At 62.9% G+C, this 17,477-nt stretch carries 16 protein-coding genes, 1 tRNA gene and 1 riboswitch; of the genes, 8 read left to right on the top strand and 9 right to left on the bottom strand.

All coding sequences use genetic code 11. The features are described from left to right. The first annotated feature begins 162 nt into the window (after positions 1 to 162). The 3 genes from AC3CCE_RS16660 to AC3CCE_RS16670 all read left to right on the top strand — a co-directional run bounded on the left by AC3CCE_RS16660 (position 163) and on the right by AC3CCE_RS16670 (position 3,432). A complete protein-coding gene (locus AC3CCE_RS16660; RefSeq protein ID WP_023745297.1) occupies positions 163 to 1,362 on the top strand; it encodes an aspartate aminotransferase family protein in 1,200 nt (399 codons plus the stop codon). Positions 1,363 to 1,380: 18 nt separating this feature from the next. Next, complete coding sequence (argF, locus tag AC3CCE_RS16665) at positions 1,381 to 2,292, top strand: ornithine carbamoyltransferase (protein ID WP_023681949.1); 912 nt, start codon at positions 1,381 to 1,383, stop codon at positions 2,290 to 2,292. 108 nt (positions 2,293 to 2,400) lie between these two features. Further along, complete coding sequence (locus AC3CCE_RS16670) at positions 2,401 to 3,432, top strand: Hsp33 family molecular chaperone (protein ID WP_352623881.1); 1,032 nt, start codon at positions 2,401 to 2,403, stop codon at positions 3,430 to 3,432. A gap of 186 nt (positions 3,433 to 3,618) precedes the next feature. On the opposite strand, the gene apaG is transcribed toward AC3CCE_RS16670, so the two are convergent. Then, positions 3,619 to 4,011 carry a Co2+/Mg2+ efflux protein ApaG gene (apaG, locus tag AC3CCE_RS16675; RefSeq protein WP_023681948.1) on the bottom strand — a complete coding sequence of 131 codons (393 nt, stop codon included), beginning with the start codon at positions 4,009 to 4,011 and terminating at the stop codon, positions 3,619 to 3,621. 222 nt (positions 4,012 to 4,233) lie between these two features. On the opposite strand from apaG, the gene AC3CCE_RS16680 reads away from it, so the two are divergent. After that, on the top strand, positions 4,234 to 5,385 hold the full coding sequence (locus tag AC3CCE_RS16680) for a ceramide glucosyltransferase (RefSeq protein WP_023831973.1): 1,152 nt from the start codon (positions 4,234 to 4,236) through the stop codon (positions 5,383 to 5,385). Between the two features lie 11 nt (positions 5,386 to 5,396). Here AC3CCE_RS16680 and AC3CCE_RS16685 read toward each other — a convergent pair whose 3' ends face one another. Then, on the bottom strand, positions 5,397 to 6,587 hold the full coding sequence (locus AC3CCE_RS16685; protein ID WP_023669633.1) for an O-succinylhomoserine sulfhydrylase: 1,191 nt from the start codon (positions 6,585 to 6,587) through the stop codon (positions 5,397 to 5,399). Positions 6,588 to 6,644: 57 nt separating this feature from the next. Continuing rightward, positions 6,645 to 6,722, bottom strand: a riboswitch (SAM riboswitch). Positions 6,723 to 6,862: 140 nt separating this feature from the next. On the opposite strand from AC3CCE_RS16685, the gene AC3CCE_RS16690 reads away from it, so the two are divergent. Next, positions 6,863 to 7,957 carry a 2'-deoxycytidine 5'-triphosphate deaminase gene (locus AC3CCE_RS16690; protein ID WP_023669634.1) on the top strand — a complete coding sequence of 365 codons (1,095 nt, stop codon included), beginning with the start codon at positions 6,863 to 6,865 and terminating at the stop codon, positions 7,955 to 7,957. Between the two features lie 101 nt (positions 7,958 to 8,058). Next, the gene (locus tag AC3CCE_RS16695) at positions 8,059 to 8,829 is read left to right on the top strand and encodes an ABC transporter substrate-binding protein (RefSeq protein ID WP_352623878.1); all 771 of its coding nucleotides are present in this window, start codon (positions 8,059 to 8,061) and stop codon (positions 8,827 to 8,829) included. Positions 8,830 to 8,846: 17 nt separating this feature from the next. Here AC3CCE_RS16695 and AC3CCE_RS16700 read toward each other — a convergent pair whose 3' ends face one another. From AC3CCE_RS16700 to chvE, 5 genes are all read right to left on the bottom strand, one after another. Then, positions 8,847 to 9,296: a hypothetical protein gene (locus AC3CCE_RS16700; RefSeq protein WP_031195624.1), complete on the bottom strand. Its 450-nt coding sequence runs from the start codon at positions 9,294 to 9,296 to the stop codon at positions 8,847 to 8,849. Between the two features lie 25 nt (positions 9,297 to 9,321). After that, the gene (araD1, locus tag AC3CCE_RS16705) at positions 9,322 to 10,317 is read right to left on the bottom strand and encodes an AraD1 family protein (protein WP_023669636.1); all 996 of its coding nucleotides are present in this window, start codon (positions 10,315 to 10,317) and stop codon (positions 9,322 to 9,324) included. 202 nt (positions 10,318 to 10,519) lie between these two features. Further along, entirely contained in the window at positions 10,520 to 11,806 is a 1,287-nt protein-coding gene (gene mmsB, locus AC3CCE_RS16710) for a multiple monosaccharide ABC transporter permease (protein WP_023669637.1), read from the bottom strand. Further along, positions 11,803 to 13,335, bottom strand: coding sequence for a multiple monosaccharide ABC transporter ATP-binding protein (mmsA, locus tag AC3CCE_RS16715; RefSeq protein WP_031203726.1), 1,533 nt, complete (start codon positions 13,333 to 13,335; stop codon positions 11,803 to 11,805). Before mmsA ends, mmsB begins: the two co-directional genes overlap by 4 nt. 152 nt (positions 13,336 to 13,487) lie before the next feature. After that, positions 13,488 to 14,558: a multiple monosaccharide ABC transporter substrate-binding protein gene (gene chvE, locus AC3CCE_RS16720; RefSeq protein ID WP_023681943.1), complete on the bottom strand. Its 1,071-nt coding sequence runs from the start codon at positions 14,556 to 14,558 to the stop codon at positions 13,488 to 13,490. 294 nt (positions 14,559 to 14,852) lie between these two features. On the opposite strand from chvE, the gene AC3CCE_RS16725 reads away from it, so the two are divergent. Further along, positions 14,853 to 15,860, top strand: a complete 1,008-nt coding sequence (locus AC3CCE_RS16725) for a LysR family transcriptional regulator (protein WP_023681942.1) — start codon at positions 14,853 to 14,855, stop codon at positions 15,858 to 15,860. 4 nt (positions 15,861 to 15,864) lie between these two features. Here AC3CCE_RS16725 and AC3CCE_RS16730 read toward each other — a convergent pair. Further along, a tRNA-Gly gene (locus AC3CCE_RS16730) sits at positions 15,865 to 15,938 on the bottom strand. Between the two features lie 180 nt (positions 15,939 to 16,118). On the opposite strand from AC3CCE_RS16730, the gene AC3CCE_RS16735 reads away from it, so the two are divergent. Then, positions 16,119 to 16,382, top strand: a complete 264-nt coding sequence (locus tag AC3CCE_RS16735) for a DUF6460 domain-containing protein (RefSeq protein WP_023681941.1) — start codon at positions 16,119 to 16,121, stop codon at positions 16,380 to 16,382. Between the two features lie 67 nt (positions 16,383 to 16,449). Here AC3CCE_RS16735 and AC3CCE_RS16740 read toward each other — a convergent pair whose 3' ends face one another. Next, the gene (locus AC3CCE_RS16740; RefSeq protein WP_023681940.1) at positions 16,450 to 17,352 is read right to left on the bottom strand and encodes a histone deacetylase family protein; all 903 of its coding nucleotides are present in this window, start codon (positions 17,350 to 17,352) and stop codon (positions 16,450 to 16,452) included. Between the last annotated feature and the right edge of the window lie 125 nt (positions 17,353 to 17,477).

Raw genomic sequence — 17,477 nt, forward strand, 5'->3', positions numbered from 1 at the left:
CCCCAACTTGCCCGGTCGCTTATGAGCCGGCGTCTCGTCGGGAGCTGGCCACGCGCCTCTGCACGACGTTTTCGTTGACTTCATGGCCGAAAAACACGATAAGCCGCAAAGGCCGCCGCTTTGGCGGCTTTTTTGATTTTTCCGGTACCGGAGACGCATATAATGAGCGGTTCGGCGCTTTACGAGACCTTTGCCCGCGCCCCTTTGGCCTTCGATCATGGCGAAGGCACCTGGCTGGTTACCGACAAGGGCGAGCGATATCTCGATTTCGCTGGCGGCATCGCGGTCAATTCGTTGGGCCACAGCCATCCGCATCTGGTCTCGGCGCTGACCGAACAGGCGGCCAAGCTCTGGCACGTCTCCAATCTCTACGAGATCCCGGGGCAGGCCCGGCTCGGCGAGCGGCTGGCTGACGCCACCTTCGCCGACAAGGTGTTCTTCACCAATTCCGGCGCCGAGGCGCTCGAATGCGCGATCAAGACGGCGCGGCGCTACCAGTTCGTCAAGGGCCATCCCGAGCGCTTCCGGGTCATTACCTTCGAAGGCGCCTTCCACGGCCGCACGCTGGCGACCATCGCCGCCGGCGGCCAGTACAAATATCTCGAAGGCTTCGGCCCCAAGGTCGAAGGCTTCGACCAGGTCGGCTTCGACGACATCGACGCCGCCGAGAAGGCGATCACACCAGAGACCGCCGCGATCCTGATCGAACCGGTACAGGGCGAGGGCGGCATCCGCCCGGTGCCGACGCAATCCTTGAAGCGGCTGCGGCAGCTCTGCGACCAGCATGGCCTGCTGCTGATCTTCGATGAGGTCCAGTGCGGTATCGGTCGCACCGGAAAGCTGTTCGCGCATGAATGGACCGGCGTGACGCCCGACATCATGGCGATTGCCAAGGGCATTGGCGGCGGCTTCCCGATGGGCGCGTGCCTCGCCACCGACGACGCTGTCGTCGGCATGACGGCAGGCGTGCATGGCACCACTTTCGGCGGCAATCCGCTGGCCATGGCGGTCGGCAACGCTGTGCTCGACGTCGTGCTGGAAGACGGCTTCCTCGAAGACGTCCAGCGCAAGGCATTGCTGATGAAGCAGGGCCTGGCGGCGGTCGCCGACGAATTTCCTGATGTCATCGAAGGCATCAGGGGCAGCGGCCTGATGCTTGGCCTGAAATGCGCCATGCCCAACACCAAGGTCAACATGGCGCTGCGCGACCAGCATCTGCTGGCGGTGCCGGCAGGCGACAACGTCATTCGTCTGCTGCCGCCGCTGACCGTCACCGACGCCGAGATCGGCGAAGCGCTCGATCGCATCCGCGCCGGCGCCAAGGGCCTGACCGACGCCATCGCCGCGGCCGCCTCGAAGTAATCCCGAGAGCCATTCCCGATGAGCCTTCGCCATTTCACCGATCTTTCCGCCGTTTCCGAAGGCGATCTGCGCCTGATGCTGGACGATGCGGTGGTGCGCAAGGCGCGCCTCAAGGCCGGCGAACGGACCAAACCGCTCGAAGGCAAGGTGCTGGCCATGATCTTCGACAAGCCGTCGACGCGCACGCGCGTGTCCTTCGACGTCGGCATGCGACAGCTCGGCGGCGAGACCATCATGCTGACCGGGACCGAAATGCAGCTCGGCCGCTCCGAGACCATTGCCGACACCGCCAAGGTGCTGTCGCGCTATGTCGACGCCATCATGATCCGCACCACGTCGCATGAGCGGCTGCTCGAGCTGACCGAGAATGCCACGATTCCGGTCATCAACGGGCTGACCGACGACACCCATCCCTGTCAGCTGATGGCCGACATCATGACCTTCGAGGAGCATCGCGGTCCGGTTGCCGGCAAGACCATCGCCTGGACCGGCGACGGCAACAACGTGCTGCATTCGCTGCTCGAGGCCTCGGCGCGGTTCCGCTTCAACCTGAACGTCGCAGTGCCGGAAGGCAGCGAGCCGGCGCAGAAGCACATCGACTGGTCGAAGACCAATGGCGGCAAGCTGCACTTCACCCGCTCGCCCGAAGAGGCCGTCGACCAGGCCGACTGCATCGTCACCGACTGCTGGGTGTCGATGGGCCAGGAACACCGCGCCCGCGGCCATAATGTCTTCTCGCCCTATCAGGTCAATGCGGCGCTGATGGCCAGGGCCAAGCCCGACGCCCTGTTCATGCACTGCCTGCCGGCGCATCGTGGCGAGGAAGTGACCGACGAGGTCATCGACGGTCCGCATTCGGTGGTCTTCGACGAAGCCGAGAACCGGCTCCACGCCCAGAAGGCGGTTTTGGCCTGGTGTCTGGGCGCTTGATCTCCAGGCGCTTGATCTCCAAGCGCTTGATCCGGGGCGGCGCGATGCCTATTTGCGCCCCATCACGCAAATCAAGCGCGTTTGGACGCATGCACCCCTCCGGGCCGCATGGCCACGCCCTGGAGCTTTGTCATGTTGGAAACGCATCAAGTGACTGAACATCACCCCAAACTCGGCGAGTTCGGCTATGCCGGCGACGATCATGTCGTACCCTTCGAGGTCGGCCCGCTCGACGTGCGCGGCCGCACCGTGCAACTCGGGCCGATGCTCGACGCCATCCTCAACCGTCACGACTATCCCGAGCCGGTCGCCCGCCTGCTCGCGGAAGCCTGTGTGCTGACGGTGCTGCTCGGCACCTCGCTCAAATTCGAAGGCAAGTTCATCTTGCAGACCCGCACCGACGGCCCGGTCGACATGCTGGTCGCGGATTTCTCCACGCCTTCGGCATTGCGCGCCTATGCGCGTTTCGACGCCGACCGGCTGGAGGCCCTGGTGGCCGCAGGCCAGACCTCGCAGCAGACGCTGCTGGGCAGCGGCGTTTTGGCGCTGACCATCGACCAGGGCGCGCACACGCAGCGCTATCAGGGCATCGTCCAGCTCGACGGCGAGACGCTGGAGGACGCCGCGCGCACCTATTTCCGCCAGTCGGAGCAGATCCCGACCGACCTCAGGCTGTCGGTGGCCAAGCTTCTGACGCCAGGTCCCGGCGGCGCTCGTGAGCAGTGGCGCGCCGGCGGCATCCTGGCGCAGTTCCTGCCGCAGTCACCCGAGCGCATGCGCGTGCCCGACATTTCGGGCGGCGACGGCGATCCGCGTGACGTGACGCAGGAGCCGGCCGACAATTCGTGGCGCGAGCTGGTGGCGCTGCTCGGCACCATCGAGCCGACCGAGCTGATCGACCCGACCATCGGCGCCGAGCGGCTGCTCTTCAGGCTGTTCCACGAACATGGCGTGCGCGTCTTCGGCGGCGTGCCGGTCGCCGACCAATGTTCCTGCTCAAGGGACAAGATACGCGGCATCCTCGAGGGGTTTTCCGCGCAGGAGATCAAGGACAGCACCGAAGATGGCGGCATCCACGTCGCCTGCGAGTTCTGCTCGAAGCAGTACGACTTCGACCCGGCGGAGTTTGCAACTCAGTAGCATCTCTTCCTTCTCCCCGTTCACGGGGAGAAGGTGCCCGAAGGGCGGATGAGGGGCAGCGCGAACTTTGGTGAATGGCCGCGCATAGCCTACGTCATGTGCGTGGAAGATAACCTCATGAGTCCGGCGGCGCCCCTCGTTGCACTGCCGGGCATTCCTCCCCGTATAGAGATGGGGAGAAAACCCCTAATTCACCGTCCGCCGCGTCCCCGGCAGATCCAGCGAAAACGCGGGAATAGCGACGTCGAACGTCTCGCCCTTTTTGTTGCGCATGGTGTAGTGGCCGACCATGAAGCCGGAGGGCGTCGAGAGCGGGCAGCCTGACGTGTATTGATAGCTGTCGCCGGGATTGAGCTCAGGCTGGTCGCCGACCACGCCGGCGCCGCGCACTTCCTCGATCCGGCCGCTGCCGTCGGTGATGTGCCAGTAACGCGACATAAGCTGCACGAAATCGTCCGACTGGTTGTCGATCGTCACCTGGTAGCCCCAGACATAACGGTTCTCCGCCGGGTCCGAGCGGTCCTCCAGGTAGAACGGTCTGACCTGCACTTCGATGTTGCGCGTGACGGCGCGATACATGGGCTGCTCCGGTTGCGCGGCAAGGAACATTTGTCGCGCTATGCGGTTTGATACGCGCACAACGGCATGTCCTGCCAGCCTCAAAGCGGAGGTGCCGACAAACAATGTCATTTAAGTGACACATGACAATGTTGGTGTGCGCAAACCTTGCCGGCGACTCAAGGCCCATCTGTCGACTGACAAAGCAGCCGCGAGCGGCCTTTCCGGAGTGACCAGATCTCGATGGAACCAGCTCTCACAGCCGCCTTCGCCTCCTCCGCTTTGCTTCTTTCCAATCTCGCCAGCATCCTGCTTGCTTCGTCGAAACTGCAAGCGCGCCGTCTCATCCCCCCGCCGTCCAACGAGCAGCCACCGGTCTCGATCGTCGTGCCGTCGCGCGGCGTGGAGCCGTTCACACAAGAGACGCTGCAGCGAGCCTTCTCGCTCGACTGGCCGCGCTACGAACTGATCTTCTGCGTCGCTCACGCCGACGATCCCGTCGTCAAACTGATAAACAGGGCGATCGTCCTGTTTCCCAACGTGCCGGCCCGGCTGCTGATCGGCGACGACCGCGTCAGCAGCAACCCGAAGCTCAACAACTGCGTCAAGGGCTGGGAAGCGGCGCGCAATCATTGGGTTATTCTGGCGGATTCCAACGTGCTGATGCCTAGGGATTACGTCCAGCACCTGATGGCGGCCTGGCGGACCAATACCGGGCTTATCTGCTCGACGCCGATCGGCTCGCGGCCGGAAGGCTTCTGGGCCGAGGTCGAATGCGCGTTCCTCAACACGCTGCAGGCGCGCTGGCAATATGCCGGCGAGGCGCTTGGCCTCGGCTTTGCCCAGGGCAAGAGCATGCTGTGGAACAAGCCGATGCTCGATACCAATGGCGGTATCCGCGCGCTGGCCGCCGAGATCGCCGAGGATGCTGCTGCAACCAAGCTGGTCAACGGACTGGGCCTGCGCGTCAATCTCGTTGCCTCGCCTTTCGAGCAACCACTGGGGCAGCGCCGACTTGCCGACATCTGGTCGCGTCAGGCGCGCTGGGCGCGGTTGCGCCGCGTCACTTTCCCGCTGTTTTTCGCACCCGAGATCCTGACCGGCGTCGCCGTGCCGTTGGCGTTGGCGCTGGTGGCGGCAGCAAGTGCCGGCATCAGCCTGCCGGCCACGGTGTTGGCCGTGCTGGCGGCGGCCTACATTCCCGAATGCGCGCTGGCCGCGGCCAAGGGCTGGCATCTGTCGCTGCGCATGGTCCCGGCGATGATGGTCCGCGACATGATGCTTCCCGCCATCTGGGCGCGCGGCTGGCTGAGCGGCGCCGTCGATTGGCGCGGCAACACCATGATCATCGGCACCAAGACGGCCGAGCTGGAAGAGGCTTCGTCGGGAGCGTGACGCCTCGCGGCCTACCCGGCTGCCTTCAGCGCCTGCGCAACGTCCTCCAGCAGATCGTCCGTATCCTCAAGACCGACCGACAGCCTGAGCGTTCCCGGCCCGATGCCAAGCTCGGCGCGAGCTTCGTCGCTGAGGTTCTTGTGCGTGGTGGTCGCCGGATGGGTGATCAGGCTCTTGGCGTCGCCGAGATTGTTGGAGATCAGCACGATGTCGAGCGCGTTCTGCAAGGCGAAGGCCGCCTGCTTGCCGCCCTTCACGTCGAGGCAGATCAGCGTCGATCCGCCCGTCATCTGCTTCTTGACGATGTCGGCCTGCGGGTGGTCGGCGCGGCCGGGATAGATGACGCGGGCGATTTCCGGCCGTCCTGCCAGGAAATCCGCGATCTTGGCCGCGCTTTCCGTCTGCTGGCGCACCCGAACCGGCAGCGTCTCCAGGCCCTTGAGCAGCGTCCAGGCGTTGAACGGCGACAGGCTCGGGCCGGTGTGGCGGAAATAGTCGTGCAAATTCTCGTCGATCCATTTCTTGTCCGACAGGATGATGCCGCCGAGACAGCGTCCCTGGCCGTCAATGTGCTTGGTCGCGGAGTAGACGACGATATGGGCGCCGAGCTGCAAGGGCTTCTGCTGCAAGGGCGTGGCAAAGACATTGTCGACGATCAGCCTGGCGCCGATCGAGGTGGCGAGCGCCGCCACCGCTGCGATGTCGACCACTTCCAGCGTCGGATTGGTCGGGCTTTCCAGGAAGAACAGTTTCGTGTTCGGCCGCACCGCCTTTTCCCAGTTGGCGATGTCGGTGCCGTCGACCAGCGTTGCCTCGATGCCGTATTTCGGCGCCAGCGTCTCCACCACCCAGCGGCAGGAGCCGAACAGCGCGCGCGCCGCAACGATATGGTCGCCGGCCTTGGCGCTGCACAGGAGCGCTGCCGTCACCGCAGCCATGCCGGACGCCGTGGCGCGCGCATCTTCGGCACCCTCCAGCGCGCACATGCGCTTTTCGAACATGTCGACGGTAGGGTTGGCATAGCGCGAATAGATGAAGCCCGGCTCCTCGCCCTTGAAACGGGCCTCGGCAGCCTGCGCCGTCTCGTAGACATAGCCTTGGGTGAGGTACATCGCTTCGGACGTCTCGCCGAACTGGGAACGCAGCGTTCCCCCGTGCACGAGTGCGGTCTGAGGTTTCCAGTTACGCTTCTTGGTGCTCATCGCTTTTGTTCCAGACACAAAAAAACCGGCCGCGAAAGTCGCAACCGGTCCATATGGCCTTGCGGCCCGACGGTCCTTTAGCGACTTGTTTAACGTGGCTGCAAGCCGACCGGCCAAATCACCACGGGATAACGACCCTTTAGACCTCACCTGCGCTTGCGTCAATTGCCGGCTTCATTAAGAGGTTTGTACCAGGCAGGTTCCGCAATAATATCCAGCGGTTTTGCGGCAAGAACCTGCCACAAAGAGACCGACCTTGGAGCGGAGCCAGCCTTTTGCGGCAGACAGGCATTCTTCCCGATCAGGACATTTCCGCGCTGTTTCAGTCCGGCGCGCTGAAGTCGCCGCGCGCGCTCGATGTCGACCAGGTGCAGCCGGCGAGCCTCGATCTCAGGCTCGGCGACAAGGCTTTTCGCGTGCGCGCCTCCTTCCTGCCGGGTCCCGATCATCTGGTGGCCGACAAGCTTCACCGGCTGAAATTGCATGAGTTCAGTCTCGCCGAGGGCGCGGTGCTGGAAACCGGCTGCGTCTACATCGTGCCGCTGCTCGAACGCCTGGCGCTGCCCGCAAACGTGTCGGCCTCGGCCAACCCGAAGAGCTCGACCGGCCGGCTCGACATCTTCACCCGGGTGATGACCGATCGCGGCCATGAGTTCGACAAGATCGCCCCCGGCTATCACGGGCCGCTTTATCTCGAAGTCAGTCCGCGCACCTTCCCGATCGTCGTACGCGCCGGATCGAGGCTGTCGCAGATCCGCTTTCGCACCGGCAACGCGCTGTTGTCGGAGGCAGAACTGAACGAATTGCACCGCGCCGAGATGCTGGTGGCGACCGAGCCGCCCAACATTTCCGGCGGCGGCATTGCGCTGTCGATCGATCTTGACGGCGACCAGAACGGCCTGGTCGGCTATCGCGGCAAGCATCACACCGGCTTGGTCGATGTCGACAAGCGCGCCGCCCAGGATGCCGTCGATTTCTGGGAGCCGCTCTATAAGAGCGGCGCCGGCGAACTGGTGCTCGACCCGGACGAGTTCTACATCCTGGTCAGCCGCGAAGCCGTGCACGTGCCGCCGCTCTACGCCGCCGAGATGACGCCCTTCGATCCGCTGGTTGGCGAATTCCGTGTTCACTATGCCGGCTTCTTCGATCCGGGCTTCGGCCATTCGGCCTCAGGCGGCACCGGCAGCCGGGCGGTGCTCGAAGTGCGCAGCCACGAAGTGCCGTTCATCCTCGACCACGGCCAGATCGTCGGCCGGCTGGTCTACGAACACATGCTGAAGCGGCCGCAGGCGCTTTACGGCACCGATCTCGGCTCGAATTACCAGGCGCAAGGCCTCAAGCTCTCCAAGCATTTCCGCCCCGCCGGCTGAACCTTCGATCACCGTCAGGCAAAATACTTGCCTGCGCTGCCTCACCATGCTTGGCTGCCTTTCGGTGGCCGGCAAGAGAACGGCGCGCAAGGGGAACCAAAATGCAGATTTCAATATGGATCATATCGGCAGCGGGCGCTGCCATGCTGGTGATATCGGCCGGCTCGCTGGCTGAGGCGCAGGAGAAATTGAAGATCGGCACCGAGGGCGCTTATCCGCCCTTCAACACCATCACCGCGGACGGCAAGATCGAGGGCTTCGACATCGACATTGCCAATGCGCTGTGTGCGCAGATGAAGGTCGAGTGCGAGATCGTCACCCAGGACTGGGACGGCATCATCCCGGCGCTGCAGGCGAAAAAGTTCGACGCCATCATCGCCTCGATGAGCATCACCGAGGAGCGCAAGAAACAGGTCGCCTTCACCAACAAATACTACACGACGCCGCTGGCGCTGGTGGCGCCCAAGGACAGCGACCTCACTTCCACCGAACCGGCAGCCCTTGCCGGCAAGACGGTGGGCGCGCAGGCCTCGACCACCCAGGCCGACTATGCGCAGGACGCCTATGGCAAGGCCGGCGCCGAGGCGAAACTCTACCCCACCCAGGAAGAGGCGATCACCGACTTGCAGAACGGCCGTCTCGACGCCGTCATCTCCGACAAGTTCGTGCTGATGGACTGGCTGAAGAAGGCGAGCGAAGGCTGCTGCAAGCTTGTCGGCGACGTCAAGGGCACCGAGACGCAAGCCGGCATCGCTGTCCGCCTGGAAGACACGGCGCTACGCGACAAGCTGAATGCGGCGATAGACGCCATCGTCGCCGACGGCACTTACAAGAAGATCCAGGCCAAGTATTTCGATTTCGATATTTATTGACTTCCGGCCCGCCGGAGTCAGCCGCGAAAGAGATACTCTTTCGCGGCGCCAAGGCAGGCATGAAAATGGCCGATAAACAGCAGTTCGCGTGCGGCCAAACGTTTCCTGCCCCAAAAGCCTTCGGTCAGTTTGACCTCGTCGAGCGAAGCGTTTGAGCCGCGCTTCAACGGGAACAACTGCTTGTCGAGGCAACCGAGGACATGGGCCTTGGCGGAGTCGATGCCGCAGACCTTGCCATTGTTGTTCAGCCTGTCGGTGCGAAGCGCTGATGTCATGTGATCCGTGTTGCGCATCAGAAAGCTCACCTGGGCTTTCGAATAGCCGGTTGCCAGAAGACGGCTCGTCATCGCCAAACGGGCTTCACGATAGGACTTCGGGCTGCACTGGCCGGCGCTAAAGGCCACCGACGGTTGGGTCAGGAACAGGGCCACGCCCGTGAACACAATGACAAGCCGCATTCCGTTCATTCCGGCTCCCAAATGTGATGCTGCCTCAAAGCGCCTTCACCGCCACCTTCACCGGCTGCTCGATCTCCAGCGGGTTGCGCAGCGGCAGGCCGAAATCCCCGGCCTCGATCTCGAACACGTCGCCGGCCTGAGTCTTGATGCCGTCGGCAAAGGACAGCGTCGCCGTGCCGAACATGTGCACATGCACGTCGCCCGGCTGGCGGAAGGCCGAATATTTGAAGTGATGATGTTCGAGATTGGCGATTGTGTGCGACATGTTCGCTTCGCCCGACAGGAACGGCTTTTCCCACAGCAAATTGCTGTCGCGATAGATTCGCGATGAGCCCCTGACGTCGGCCGGCAGGTCGCCGATCAGGATTTCCGGCCCGAACGAGGCGTTGCGCAGTTTGGAATGTGCCAGGAACAGATAGTTCACCCGCTCGGTAACATGATCGGAAAACTCGTTCGACAGCGTGAAGCCGACGCGGAACGGCGCGCCGTCGTCGCCGATGACATAGATGCCGGCGATTTCCGGCTCCTCGCCGGCGTCCTGCGCAAAGGCCGGCGACATCAGTGCGGCGCCCGGCGCCACCGCCATGGTGCCGTTGCCCTTGTAGAACCATTCCGGCTGCACGCCGGTCTGGCCCTTGGCCGGCTTGCCGCCTTCGAGCCCCATGCGGAACATCTTCATGGAATCGGTAAGCTGCTCCTCGCCGCCATCGCTGAGCTTCTTGTGCATGGAATCGCGCGTCGCCGCCGAGCCGAGATGGGTCAGGCCGGTGCCGGTCAGATGCAGATGCGCAGGATCGGGATGGTTGATCGGCGACACCAGCCGGCCCTTCTTGTAGACGGCGTCGAGGTCTATCGCTTCACCGAACCCCTTGCGCTCGATCAGCGCGGCGAGGCCCGTTCCGGTGCGCGCGGCTTCCATGGCCAGCGAATAGACGCTGCGGGCGCCGTTGATGATCCTGGTCTTGCCGCCGCCATTGCGGGCGACGACGCGGATGGTCTCGGCGTCGTCGAGGATCTGGGAGATCAGCATGATGAAATCCTCTCTCATGTGCCTTGGCCGGGTTGCCCCTTGGCAAACCTTGACCTGCGCGGCTCGGACCTCGCCGCGCCACGGGTTGAACTCTTCGTCCGGATTGCGCTCGCGAGCTCCATCCCTCGGGGGACTTCTTATGCCGACAACTTGCCGGCTGCGCCGCGACCGTATGCCTCCTGCTTGCCTCGCCTGAAGCTTGTCAGGCCTTGTTCTTGTTGTAGACGTCGAAGATCACGGCGCCGAGCAGCACCAGGCCTTTGACCACCTGCTGCCAGTCGACATTGACGCCCATGATCGACATGCCGTTGTTCATCACGCCCATGATGAAGCCGCCGACGACCGCCCCGATGACCTGGCCGACGCCGCCCATCGCCGAGGCGCCGCCGATGAACACGGCGGCGATGACGTCGAGCTCCGAGCCGAGACCCGCCGCCGGGACCGCCTGGCCCAGACGAGCCGCGATGATCAGGCCGCCAAGCGCCGACAGCACGCCCATATTGATGAACACCATCAGCGTCAGCCGCTCGGTGTTGATGCCCGACAGCTGCGCCGCCTTGGGATTGCCGCCCATGGCGTAGATGCGCCTCCCGATGGTCATGCGCTTGGTGACGAAGACGAACAGCGTGATCAGCACGCCCATGACCAGCAGCACCACGGGCAGGCCGCGGTAGCTGGCAAACTCATAGACCAGGAACAGCGCCAGCGCGCTGGCGACCAGCGTCTTGACGACGAACAGGGTGAAGGGCTCGGCCTCATAACCATGGCGTTCTCGTTTGCGCCGGGTGCGGACCCCGAAATAGGCATAGGCGAGCACGGCGATCAGCCCCAGCACGACCGTCGTCATGTGCAGGGTCACGCCGCTGCCCATGATGGTCTTGCCGGCTGCGTTCACGACCGGCGGGACGAGCGTCAGTGGGCCGATCACATCCGGGATGAAGCCGGAACTGAGCATCTTGAAGTCGTCGGGAAGCGGACCCACCGACGAGCCGCCGCCAAGCAACGCCTGGCAAATGCCGCGGAAGATCAGCATTCCGGCCAGCGTGACAATGAAGCTCGGTATCCGGTGATAGGCGATCCAATACCCTTGCGCGGCGCCGATCAGGCCACCCGCGACCAGGCAGACGATCGAAACCACCAGGGGATTGCTCAGCGGTCCGAGTTGCCAGATGACCATCATGTTTGCCGCCAGCGCGCCGATGAAACCGGCGACCGATCCGACGCTGAGGTCGATATAGCCCGATACGATCACCAGCAGCATGCCCAGCGCCATCACGATGATGAAGGAGTTCTGCTGCACCAGATTGCTGAGGTTGACCGGCTTGAACAACGTCCCCGACGTGGTGAACTGGAAGAACAGCATGATGACGATCAGGGCTATGATCAGTCCGTATTCGCGTAAATTCGTCGCCAGCGCCGAGACGGCGATGCGCGGGCGCTGTTCGTCGGCGACGTTGCCCTGCGGGGCGGGGGCGCTTTCGGTGCTCATGCTGCTTTTCCTTCTCCCCGGACGATGGCGCGCATTATCTTTTCCTGGCTTGCTTCCGCCGCCGGCATTTCGCCCACCATGCGCCCTTCGTTCATGACGTAGATGCGGTCGGTAATCCCCAGCAATTCCGGCATTTCCGACGAGATGACCACGATCGCCTTACCCTCCGAGGCAAGGCGCGCGATGATCGTGTAGATTTCATACTTGGCGCCGACATCGATGCCGCGTGTCGGCTCGTCGAGGATCAGCACGTCAGGATCGGCAAACAGCCATTTCGACAGCACCACCTTCTGCTGGTTGCCGCCGGAAAGATTGCCGGTCATCTGATAGACGCTTGACGCACGGATATTGGTCTTCTTGCGATAGTCGTTGGCGACCGCAAGTTCGCGCATGTCGTCGATCACGCTGTGGCGCGACACGCCGTCGAGATTGGCCAGCGTAATGTTATGCTTGATATGGTCGATGAGGTTGAGGCCGTAGGTCTTGCGGTCCTCGGTGACATAGGCGATGCCGTGTTGGACCGCCTTGCTTACCGAGGAGACATCGACCGGCTTGCCCTTGAGCAGCACTTCGCCGGTGATGCGGCGGCCATAGGAGCGGCCGAACAGGCTCATGGCGAATTCGGTGCGGCCGGCGCCCATCAGCCCGGCGATGCCGACCACCTCGCCCTTGCGCACATTGAGGTCGATGCCCTTGATCACCTGCCGCTCGGCATGGAGCGGGTGATAGACCGACCAGTTTTTCACCTCGAACACGACTTCGCCGATCTTGGGCTCGCGCGGCGGATAGCGGTCGTCGAGCGAACGGCCGACCATCGAGGTGATGATGCGGTCTTCGGAGATATCCTTCTTGGCCAGCGTCTCGATGGTGCGCCCGTCACGGATGACGGTTACCTTGTCGGCGACCCGGTTGATCTCGTTGAGCTTGTGCGAGATCAGGATCGAGGTCATGCCTTGTCGCTTGAATTCGAGCAGAAGATCGAGCAGCGCCTGGCTGTCTTTCTCGCTGAGCGACGCGGTCGGCTCATCGAGGATCAAAAGCTTGACGTCCTTGCTCAGCGCCTTGGCGATCTCGACCAACTGCTGCTTGCCGACGCCGATATTGGTGATCAGTGTCTTGGGGTCCTCCTTGAGGCCCACCTTCTTCAACAAGGCAGCGGTGCGCGCCTCGTTGGCATCCCAGTCGATGACGCCATATCGGGCGTTTTCGTTGCCGAGGAAGATATTCTCGGTGATCGACAGCATCGGCACCAGCGCTAGCTCCTGGTGGATGATGACGATGCCCTTGTGTTCGCTGTCATGGATACCTTTGAACTGGCATTCCTGACCCTGAAAAATGATCTGGCCGTCATATGTGCCGGCGGGATAGACGCCCGACAGAACCTTCATCAGCGTCGACTTGCCGGCGCCGTTCTCGCCAACCACGGCGTGGATCTCGCCTTCCTCGACGCTGAGGTTGACGTTCGACAGCGCCTTCACGCCGGGGAACGTCTTGGTGATGTCGCGCATCTCCAAAATCGTCGTCATCAGGGCAAGCTCCTCCTGTTGCATGTCGCTCAAAAGTGCTTGCGGTTTGAGACAACGACATGCACGGAAACAAAGTCCGGTAGAAACAATACCGGGGTCGCTTGTGAACGGAAAGGGGTCCTGCGTCGCGCAGGACCCCTGTCTTTATAAACGGATTACTTCAGTTCGTCGGCCTTGATGTAGCCGGAGTCGACGACCAGTGCCTGGTAGTTCGACTTGTCGACCTCATGCGGCGTCAAAAGGATCGAGGGAACGACCTTGACGTCGTTGTTGTAGGTCTTTTCGTCGAGGCCGTCCGGCTTGCCGCCCGAGAGCACCTTGTCGACGAGTTCGACGGTGGCCTTGGCCAGTTCGCGGGTGTCCTTGAACACGGTCGAGTATTGCTCGCCCGTGATGATCAGCTTGACCGAAGCGGTCTCGGCGTCCTGGCCGGTCACGATCGGCCACGGCTGGGCGTCGGTACCGTAACCGACGGCGCGCAGCGAAGCGGTGATGCCGCGCGACAGGCCGTCATAGGGCGAAAGAACGCCATCGACGCGGCTGCCGTCCGAGTAGTTGGCCGACAGCAGGTTGTCCATGCGCGCCTGGGCGGTCGCGGCGAGCCAGCGCAGCGTGCCGACCTTGTCCATGCCGGTCTGGCCGGACTTGATCTTGATCGAGCCGTCATCGATCAGCGGCTGCAGCACCGAGATTGCGCCGTTGTAGAAGAAGAATGCGTTGTTGTCGTCCGGCGAGCCGCCGAACAGTTCGACGTTCCACGGCTTGGTGTTCGGGAAGCGCTCCTTGAGACCCTTGACCAGCGAGTTCGCCTGGATCACGCCGACGCCGAAATTGTCGAAGGTGGTGTAGTAATCGACATTGGCGGTCTTCTTGATCAGGCGGTCATAGGCGACGACGACGACGCCGGCGTCGGCGGCCTTCTGCAGCGCGTCCGAAAGGGTGGTGCCGTCGATCGAAGCGATGATCAGCGCCTTCGGGCCTTTGGTGATTTCGTTTTCCAGCTGGCTGAGCTGGTTGGGGATGTCGTCCTGCGCGTACTGCAGGTCGACCGTGTAGCCGAGAGCTTCGAGCTGGGACTTGACGGCATCGCCGTCATTGATCCAGCGCTGCGAGGTCTTGGTCGGCATCAGCACGCCGACAAGACCCTTGTCGGCTGCGTGCGCCGAGTAGGTCATGGCAGCGATGCCAAGGGCCGCGACGGCGGCCAGTGTCTTGATGATTTTCACGTAAAACTCTCCCTGGTTGATGGACGCGACACCTCGGGGCTTCGCGGGCCGCGCAGTCGGGCGGATGCGCCAAAGCGCCGCCGCCGTCATAATCGATCTCCGGTATCCTCCCAATCGGCCCTCAGTCTTGATTTAAATCGATACGATTTTGCTCGTCATCGACCGTCAAGTCTTGAGGACGCGCGAAAGTGTGACCCTTTGCCATAACTGTCAAATGCGATCTTCGGTGGTTGCTATACCAAAACCGGTATATGACTAGACCGGGCTGGAACAGTGGCGGAAGCGGGAAAAGGCATGGCGGCTTTACGAGGTCCTCAGGGAATTTCAAGCGGTTACGATGAATTGCCGGGCGATGGCGAGACACTTCTGCGCAGTGGCTTGAGCCTGCGTCACATGCGCATGATCGCAGCGCTGGACGATCACGGTCGGGTGAGCGCGGCCGCCCAGGTGATGAACATCTCGCAGCCGGCGGCCTCGCGCATGATTTCCGAGATGGAAGCGGTGCTTGAGGTCAAGCTGTGCGAAAGGCTGCCGCGCGGCATCACGCTCACCCCTTACGGCAAGGCGCTGGCGCGGCGCGCGCGCTCGATCCTGCTCGAAATGCGCGAGGCCGACCGCGAAATATCGGAGCTCAAGGCCGGCAAGGGCGGCTCGGTGTTCCTTGGCGCGGTGACGGCGCCGGCGATCGAACTGGCGGTCCCGGCGATCCGCGAGATACGCCGCCTTTATCCGCGCATCGAGATTACCATGCAGGTCGAGACGTCGAATGTGCTGGCGCGCGAACTGATCGCCACGCGCCATGATTTCATCATCGCCCGTGTCCCCGAAGACCTCAATCCGCGCCTGTTCGAATCGCGCGTCATCGGCGTCGAGAAGGCCTGCCTGATCGTGCGCCGAGGCCACCCGCTGAGCAACGGCCATCCTCTAAACAATGGGAAGGCGGTGAGGCTGGAGGACACCGCCGCCTTTGACTGGGTGTTCCAGTCGGGCGGGTCGCCGCTGCGCCAGGCGATGGAGAGCAATTTCCTGAACCGCAACATCGCCCTGCCGGACCGCATCCTCAACACCTCGTCGCTGCTGCTCACACTGGTCATGGTGGCGCAGTCCGACGCCATCGCCCCGGTGTCGATCCAAGTGGCAAAATTCATCCAGAACCCCGACGGTCTCGCCGGCGCCATCGATGTCGTCCAGACCGAGTTCGACATCGAGGTCCGCCCCTACAGCCTGATCACGGTGAAGAACCGCGTGCTGTCGCCGGCAGCCAAGATGCTGCACGATTTTATCTTGCGGGAAGTGGGATAGGAACTGGAGCGGGTAGAGGGAATCGAACCCTCGCGTTCAGCTTGGGAAGCTGACAAGCTACCATTACATCATACCCGCGTCGGCCTCTCGATATCATGATGGGCGTGCTTCGGGCAATCGCCCTTGGACAGCTGTTCGGAAACGGCTGTTGGAAACCCGACCGATTGCGCCGTCCGCCCGCCTTGATGCGGGCGCAGCAAGTGCGTATTCGTGGGTTTGTACCCCGAATCCGGGCACACCAATCTGGAGGCAGGCCCCTTGTCCACAGTGACGCGCTTTCTCGGTGACTCGCCCGTCAGGGTGATCGTCAAGCTGCTGGTCGTTTCGTTCCTGGTCGGCCTGGTCATGAATGCGTTCGGCTGGACGCCGATGGACGTCTTCTACCGCATCCAGGGTTTCTTCATCGATCTTTGGAACCTCGGCTTCAACGCGGTCTATCGCTTCTTGGGCTATATCCTGCTCGGCGCCGCGATCGTCGTGCCGGTGTTCATCCTGCTCAGGGTCGCGAACTACCGCAAGTGAAGCGGAGCATGATCCCGAAAAGTGGCAACCGGTTTTCGGAAAAGATCATGCTCAAACCAAAGGCCACTTAGGCAAAGTCCGACGCCACCTCGAACAGGATGGCGTGGCGCGCGGCGAGCGCTGCGACATCGGTCGAATAGCCGCCGCCGATGACACCGCAGACCGGGATGCCCAGCGCCCGGAAATGACCGATCACCATGGCGTCGCGGGCACGTACGCCGTCATCGCTGAGCGACAGCCGGCCGAGCCGGTCCTCGGCATGCACGTCGACACCGGCATTGTAGAAGACGATGTCCCAGTGCGCCTTGGCCGAGAGCTCCGGCAGGAGGACACCCAGCCGTTCGAGATAGGCGCCATCGCCGGTGCCGTCCGGCAGGGCAACGTCGAGATCGGAGGCAATCTTGCGCACCGGATAATTGCGCTCGCCATGCATGGAAAAGGTGAACGCGCGTGGCTCTCCTTTCAGGATGTCCGCGGTGCCGTCGCCCTGATGCACATCGAGATCGACGATCAGGATGTTTTTCACCGCGTCTTCGGCTAGCAGCACCAGCGAAGCGACGGCAACATCGTTGAAGGTGCAGAAGCCCGCGCCTTGCGCGCGCCGCGCATGGTGGCTGCCGCCGGCGCTGTTGCAGGCAATGCCATTGATAAGCGCCAGTCGCGCCGCCAGCACCGTGCCGCCGGCGGCGAGTTGCGCCCTGAGCGAAACGCGCGGTCCCACGGGAAAGCCGATCTCGCGCTCGATCTTTTCAGGCACTGAACACGTGATGACCTGGTCGACATAATCAGCCGCATGGGCGAGCTTCAGCCAGGAGGCCGGCGCCGGCTCGGGCATCGACAGCGCCCCGGCATGGATCAGACCCCTGATATGCAAGGCCTGCATCAGCAGCGGATATTTGCTCATCGGAAAGCGATGATTGACGGCGAAGCCGGCATCGTAGTCGGGATGATGGACGATCTGCAGGGGCATGGCTAAAGCAATTCCAGGAAAAGTGTGCAGCGGTTTTCCCGGGAGAAGCGCGTAGCGCCTCCCTTTGGGAATTGCTTAAAACCAGTACTGGGATCCGGCGGGCTCGCGCCAGAAGAACATTTCGG

The sequence above is a fragment of the Mesorhizobium sp. P160187 genome, from assembly GCF_057766425.1.

Excerpts from the sequence above, each read along its gene's own strand:
- AC3CCE_RS16660 (WP_023745297.1), top strand. The coding sequence starts at position 163 with ATGAGCGGTTCGGCGCTTTACGAGACCTTTGCCCGCGCCCCTTTGGCC.
- argF (WP_023681949.1), top strand. The coding sequence starts at position 1,381 with ATGAGCCTTCGCCATTTCACCGATCTTTCCGCCGTTTCCGAAGGCGAT.
- AC3CCE_RS16670 (WP_352623881.1), top strand. The coding sequence starts at position 2,401 with ATGGCCACGCCCTGGAGCTTTGTCATGTTGGAAACGCATCAAGTGACT.
- apaG (WP_023681948.1), bottom strand. The coding sequence starts at position 4,011 with ATGTATCGCGCCGTCACGCGCAACATCGAAGTGCAGGTCAGACCGTTC.
- AC3CCE_RS16680 (WP_023831973.1), top strand. The coding sequence starts at position 4,234 with ATGGAACCAGCTCTCACAGCCGCCTTCGCCTCCTCCGCTTTGCTTCTT.
- AC3CCE_RS16685 (WP_023669633.1), bottom strand. The coding sequence starts at position 6,587 with ATGAGCACCAAGAAGCGTAACTGGAAACCTCAGACCGCACTCGTGCAC.
- AC3CCE_RS16695 (WP_352623878.1), top strand. The coding sequence starts at position 8,059 with ATGCAGATTTCAATATGGATCATATCGGCAGCGGGCGCTGCCATGCTG.
- AC3CCE_RS16700 (WP_031195624.1), bottom strand. The coding sequence starts at position 9,296 with ATGAACGGAATGCGGCTTGTCATTGTGTTCACGGGCGTGGCCCTGTTC.
- araD1 (WP_023669636.1), bottom strand. The coding sequence starts at position 10,317 with ATGCTGATCTCCCAGATCCTCGACGACGCCGAGACCATCCGCGTCGTC.
- mmsB (WP_023669637.1), bottom strand. The coding sequence starts at position 11,806 with ATGAGCACCGAAAGCGCCCCCGCCCCGCAGGGCAACGTCGCCGACGAA.
- AC3CCE_RS16725 (WP_023681942.1), top strand. The coding sequence starts at position 14,853 with ATGGCGGCTTTACGAGGTCCTCAGGGAATTTCAAGCGGTTACGATGAA.
- AC3CCE_RS16740 (WP_023681940.1), bottom strand. The coding sequence starts at position 17,352 with ATGCCCCTGCAGATCGTCCATCATCCCGACTACGATGCCGGCTTCGCC.